A 6,042-nucleotide genomic window follows, 5' to 3' on the forward strand; every position below is an offset into this window, starting at 1 on the left:
TTCAAAGCAAGGAGAGACGCAATAAAGCAAAACTGATGCTCAAATATTTTAAAAAATAAGAAATTGCACAATTTGTCATGCTTAAGTCCACAAGACATAAAAGAAAAGTTGCTTCTTGCCTGCTTAATCCTATCTGCAAAAAATAACAGACCTTTAAAAATATTTTATGTCGGGTTTTGGATATTGAAATATTAAAACTTCTCTCTTAACAGAAGCTTCTCAAACAATCATTTTCTTAGAGAGAAATTCTACGCTGTGAAAGATAGATTTTTTCTTTGAAAGGCTTGTATAATTTTTTGCAGCATTCTTGCTGTTTCTAAGTGGTGCTCGTTCAAACTTTCTCTCTCCTGCTCATTTTTATCTTCTAGCGCTTTGAGTGTTCTTTCCGCTTGAAAGCATTCTGTAGTGTTTTGAATAAGACCAAAATTTAAAGGTCGGTTGATAGATTTGTGAATGGTTTTGCATTTCAATCGATAGTTTTTTGCACCAAGGATAATGGCGGTATAAACAGCGTACAATGCAGATAAGGTCATAGCGAAGATCACGGATAAGAAATCTTTGCAGAAGGGCTAAAATAGATAAAAATTAGCTGAAAGCGTAATGCATGTGAAAAATAACCACTAAAGTTTAGATAGTGGTTGTTTTATCCTTCTTGAAGGATCGATGTTGCTGCATGCTAAAATTGAGAACGCTTATGTCCTCCATGCGTGGGATAGCCACTACGCGGATGATCATTGCAAGGGTTGGATGTGAGGTATAGAGTGAATATTAAGGGCAGAGCTTGTTTTTAGAATCTGAAGTGAATCCATGAAGTGGGCAGCAAAGAAATGTACTCAAGAGAAGATGGACTCTTTAAAGACAGGTTCTGCTAAGAATTCTCGTCTTTTTAGGATGGGAAGAGATTCATTATACAGAACCTTTCTGGTGCCTTTTAAAAGATGGATTTTAAAAACAGAAATGTATCTCAATGTCTGTATTGGAAATTTGTTTTATTGAGAGCATTTTTTTATGATGTTTTTTGGCGTAACTCTAAGATATACATTGCAAGGGCAAAGGCGGCATTAACAACTAAGCGCGCATGACGAGGATTAAGGTTGATTTTTCGAAAATTTTCTTCTGAGCGACCATGGGATGCACCTTTTTTATTTCTTAAATTCATGGTACCTTACACAATTTGGTAGAGACCAGATGTTATCATTTTTAAGTCATTTGTATTCAGATCATTTAAGTTTTCGTTCTCCATATTTTTTGGATGAATCTTAGCTTTATTAACCACTTTGTCCCATAAATCGGGTAGCTTGAGAGTTGTTTCTTTATATGAGATAGAGTGGTGGTCGAGATAAGCTTTACAAGACGCTTCCAATAGATTTGCTGCATAGAGAGCTGAAGCCATTGGATCGGTTTCTATATTCTCCAACGCTCTCTTTATTTCAGTTTCTATTGCTGATAGTCCATTCTTTGCAACTTCTTTTTGCAATGCCTCTGTAGAGAGAAAGCCAGTTTTGATAATACGTCCTCCACGGCGGTATTCTAATCCATCTTTCTTTAACGTTTCTAAAATGTGACGTTGATCTTCTGACTTTTTATCAAATGAGAATTCGTTGGACTTATGAGACGCATTGTCCATAAAATCACCAAGTAGTTCCCCAAGGATCTTAAGTGGTTCATCACATTCCATGTTGATGGCTTGGAGTCGTTTCTTGGTTTTAAAGGCTTTGCTATCTCCTTCTGTTTCATTAGGAGCAGATAATTTAAAAAACAAGTGGTCTAACTCCTTACCTGTATAATGCTCTGAAAATATTTGAGGGAGTAGCCCAATGATTGCAGGAGGGATTTTGTTTTTTTGAGATGCTTTTTGCTGGGATAATAATTCCATTTTTTACCTTTATAATATCAAAAAATAATCTGTGAATTAGTTTTTAGAATATGATTTTATTTGTTTGATCTTTGGCAACAGATTATACACATCATATTGTGCTTCATATAAGATTTTTGCATAAGAAATACTATATCATGTTTTAAAAAATTTATTTTTTACTATTACAACGGTAAGGTGGGATGGGGGGCATCGTGTGTGTAGGTGTGTAAAAATATATGCTGATGATCAAAGTATAATTTTGTATTATGAATGATGGAAGAAAATTGTTTTCTAGAGATGGGGAGTATGCAACATGCGTAATTCCTGAAAGAGGGTTGTTCTAAAAAACAGTTAGTAGTGTTATGTGAGCGAATGTTGCGAGTATTCTTTGCTTGTTAGAAAAGGACAAGGACTTTGTTTATTTTGTCTTTTATATTGAACATATAAAAGGGGGATGATTAGGCTCACTTATAATTTAAAACTTATGGTTTTTTATAAAATGCTGTTTATGCCTATAAAAGGCGGTTTCACTCTAAAACATGTATAAAAGAGCTCTAAAGAACTGCGCTGATAGCAAAAAAATTACCAGAAAAATTCAAAACTATATTTATCATGAGTTAGAAAACAGCATTTTTCGGGATATTTTCTTCTGTCTATGAGAGCATGATGAAGATTTAAGAGATGAAGTGGCTTGATTTTATTTTTTCACTGTTTTTATGAAGGACAGTAAAGAAATAAGGACAGCACTGAGAGAGACAATGCTCAAAATTTGCCAAGCAGATAAACTCAAAATATCTTTGTTATATAAGAGAGAGCCAAAATAAATGCCTGCCATGCTCCAAAAGCACTTGATAAGCTTATGATGCCAAGAGTGCTAGCAATCTGCCCATGTCATGGGGGCAAAAAATCCCTGCTGAAAGGATAAAATAAAAAAAGTAGCTTGAGGAATTTGCCCGTTCAACGCGCTTTCATAAAAATGATAAAGGCCTGAGGAAAGGTCCGTTGATCGTCTCTTACAGTGCAAATGCTGTATGATCATAGCATTGCAAATGTTATGTGTTTTTCAAACAACTCTATCACAAATCCGAGTTTTTCTCTTTGGGTGATAAGGAGAGTGCGAGGTAAAATAGTAAAAATGTAGAGATAGAGAAGAGGAAGAATATGAGATATGTTTGATTTAAGGAAAGGTATTTCTCTGTCAGTGAATGGAGTAAATAGCCAGCAAATACTCCCCCTAAGGCTCCGCCTATTTGCTGTAATATGCGTGTGATAACGGCTGTATCTTTGACGTATAAACGATTGACATATTGGATAGGGGCAGACAGGCATACAATGGTGGTAATGCCAAGTCCTATGCCTCTTAGCAAGAATCCTAGTCCATCTAGGCTTATATGATAGCCAAAGCATAATAACCCAAAACTTGATATCACCAAACCAATGCCTATCATGAAAAAGGGAGATTTTTCTTTCCATTTCTGGTAAATAAATTTTCTTCCAATCCATGCTCCTACCCCTTGCAGCGCAAGAACCGCGCCGATGATGAGAAGGCTATTTTCATGGCTTTCTTCTATAGTGATGGCTAATGGGAAATAAACTAGAAAGCTGTAAAAAAGAAATGAAGCAATAAGCCCCATGATCATAAGCAACATATAGCGCACATTTGTAAATCCGCTAAAGACAATTAATTTGTTTTTTGCGTTCTGATTAAAAACAATGAATAATATCAGAGAGATCACCGCTATAAGTGCTAGGATATATACGGTGTTGTTGTTGTTTCTATTTGCCGCTTCTGTGAGATAAAAAAATGAAATAAGGGATATGGAAAACGCTAAAAATGCAAGTAAGTTAAATTTTGTTTTTGCTATTTCGTTGGTTTTTAAATATTTTGCTCCAATGGCGACGGCCAAAAAAATAAGCGGAATATTGATAAAAAATAACAAGCGCCAAGATACATACTGAGCAAGTGATACACCTACCAGTGGACCAAAGGCAGGAGCAAAAACTGTGGGTATGGCTATGGTGCCCATGGCTTGGCGCACCCGTTCTTGTCCAAATTGTAAGGCAATAATGGTTTGGCTTAGGGGCAATAAAAGACCGGTTCCAAAACCTTGAACGATACGGGCAGAGATAATGCTTTGAAAGTCATAGCTTAATCCTACCCCCAGTGATCCAAGCATAAAAATGAAGTTTGCAAGGAGCCAAGTCTTTTTAATCCCTATTCTTTCCTGTACAAAAGCTGCTATCAAAAGCCCAGGAACAGTAGCGAGAAAATAGGATGTTACAACCCATTGTATATTATTTTCATGCGCTGAAAAATAATGAGCAAGCTTGGGGAGGATGACGTTGACAATACTTCCGTCCAGCAAAGGAAGTATAGTGGAAATAATGACGGTATAGATGACACATTTTTCTGATTTGCTATAGGAATCTCTCTTTTGCATTCTTATGTCCCCTGAAGATAGTCTAATATTGGTTCTGCTCCATAAATCACAGGCTTTGAGAATTTACATGTGTTTATGATGACTCCAATATCGGGATGAATGAATGTGATTGGGAGTGCTGATGGTCCCCTTGTGTACAATCCCTCTTCCTCCAAAATAAAATTATCAGTTAAAAACTGATCTCCATGAGTTTATCGAGCAGTCTGTTTGCTGTCAATTCTCTCTGCATGAGAGCAAAAACAGTACTTACACGAGATGGACATGACTGCTTCAGAGGACAAATGATTTGCGGTCCTTATAAAAAAGCTGTTCCAGTTTTACCAAGCCGTTTACGCTCTAGTATAAAATTATTGGGATCGATAAAAATATCAGGATCACGGTTAGCAGCTCCAATTCTGTAAAAAAGAAAAGAATTGGCTGACAATGAGCTCCCTGAGAACTCCATCTCATGATTGGTTTTGCGCAGTATCAGCTGAACGGGAGGAATTACAAGTGGTGATTGTCATGTCTTTTTGGGTATGGTTTGCTTGGGAGATAGGTGGCAAAGTCTGTTAGACATGATCCCCTGCCTTTTTTTTTGTAGAGCGTTGTTTACGATAATGTCTAAGATGCCTGTGATCATGGTGGCGATGCCGATAATAAGGAGTATGTATTGAGTGTGGTGCACTTTTACAAAACCTACACTGATAAAACCAATACATACGGCTGTTTGTATGATGAAAATATAGCGGGCATTTGACTGTTTCGTTGTTTTTTCTGAATGGTTTTCATCATAAAACTTGCCATCAGAGCATTGAAATAGAAGCTGTACTTTCTGCTAAGTTTAAAGCAAATGTCACTTGAGCCGTTTCATCAGCAAAGCTGCTCAAGCCTAAAACGAGAAAAAGTCCCATTTGGGCGAAAATCATAGATTTTGTCTTTGTCACAATGCCCCCAACATATTAAAGCTTTTACAGTTTTGTAAATTTACTCCTGCACAATTCATGCGATTTATCATGTAATTTTGTTTTGTCTAGTTTTTTCTGATGAACGTTGAGAAAAGAAGCTTTTTTCATAAGTGTTCTCTTGAAAATGAAAGCAATACTTCTTTGCGGTAATGAGAAGTTCTTTATCTGTTAGGAAAGAGTGCATGAGAACTATAGGCGGATAAAATCGTACACTATGAGAGACAATGAGACAGCAAGGGATATAAATAGTTTATGAAATCAAGATTTGATGAAAAGCATGTTTTCAGCAATGATATACTAGGGGAATATATCCTTTTCTTATGAGAAAGAAAGGAGCATCATTGACTAAGCAGATGGTTAGTACGAGCAAGAATTGCAGCAAAGGGTGATTTTACGCATCTTATTCATAGTTTCAAATTTGTCATTGCTTCATGGAAATGCTGCTTTAGAGCAAGTTATTACGTATAAAGGAAGTATGCTATATATCATTGCAACAATAAAGTTTTGAGAAGTAGAGAAATGAAGAAAATTTACAAAAAAGCTGCACAGAATGTACAGCTTTTTTAAGTGTTTGTTTTATGGGGAGGCTTTTAAAGCTTGAAAGAATCCTTACGGCTTCTATAGCCATAATAGCCAAAGACACTGGAAATTATAGCGCCAATCAGGCTGCCTAAAAAGCCCCACCAGCCCATGTTTGATGCTGTTTGCGTCGCTTTTTGGGCAGTGTTTTTTGCTCCCTTTAGGGCATTCTCAAGATTATCAGAGAGCGTTTCAGTCTGTTCTTCAAGGGCTTTTA

4 protein-coding genes and 2 pseudogenes are annotated in these 6,042 nt (G+C 36.4%); all 6 read right to left on the reverse strand.

What is annotated here, in order from left to right; translation table 11 throughout:
* Positions 1-1,006: 1,006 nt before the first annotated feature.
* Positions 1,007-1,159, reverse strand: coding sequence for an abortive infection family protein (locus PVV64_RS09680; RefSeq protein ID WP_273760796.1), 153 nt, complete (start codon positions 1,157-1,159; stop codon positions 1,007-1,009).
* A gap of 6 nt (positions 1,160-1,165) precedes the next feature.
* Positions 1,166-1,876: a hypothetical protein gene (locus PVV64_RS09685; RefSeq protein ID WP_273760797.1), complete on the reverse strand. Its 711-nt coding sequence runs from the start codon at positions 1,874-1,876 to the stop codon at positions 1,166-1,168.
* 1,058 nt (positions 1,877-2,934) lie between these two features.
* A complete protein-coding gene (locus PVV64_RS09690; protein WP_273760798.1) occupies positions 2,935-4,299 on the reverse strand; it encodes an MFS transporter in 1,365 nt (454 codons plus the stop codon).
* A 295-nt stretch (positions 4,300-4,594) separates the two neighbouring features.
* On the reverse strand, positions 4,595-4,723 hold the full coding sequence (locus tag PVV64_RS09695; RefSeq protein WP_273760799.1) for a hypothetical protein: 129 nt from the start codon (positions 4,721-4,723) through the stop codon (positions 4,595-4,597).
* Positions 4,724-5,087: 364 nt separating this feature from the next.
* A pseudogene (locus PVV64_RS09705) lies at positions 5,088-5,225 on the reverse strand (MFS transporter); the annotation flags it as partial.
* Positions 5,226-5,836: 611 nt separating this feature from the next.
* Positions 5,837-6,042: pseudogene (locus PVV64_RS09710) on the reverse strand (DUF3792 domain-containing protein); the annotation flags it as partial.

Origin of the sequence: Bartonella sp. ML70XJBT.G (assembly GCF_028618575.1) — a bacterium.
Classification (GTDB): Bacteria; Pseudomonadota; Alphaproteobacteria; order Rhizobiales; family Rhizobiaceae; genus Bartonella.

Coding starts and splice junctions, on each gene's coding strand:
- PVV64_RS09680 (WP_273760796.1), bottom strand. CDS start 1,159: ATGAATTTAAGAAATAAAAAAGGTGCATCCCATGGTCGCTCAGAAGAA.
- PVV64_RS09685 (WP_273760797.1), bottom strand. CDS start 1,876: ATGGAATTATTATCCCAGCAAAAAGCATCTCAAAAAAACAAAATCCCT.
- PVV64_RS09690 (WP_273760798.1), bottom strand. CDS start 4,299: ATGCAAAAGAGAGATTCCTATAGCAAATCAGAAAAATGTGTCATCTAT.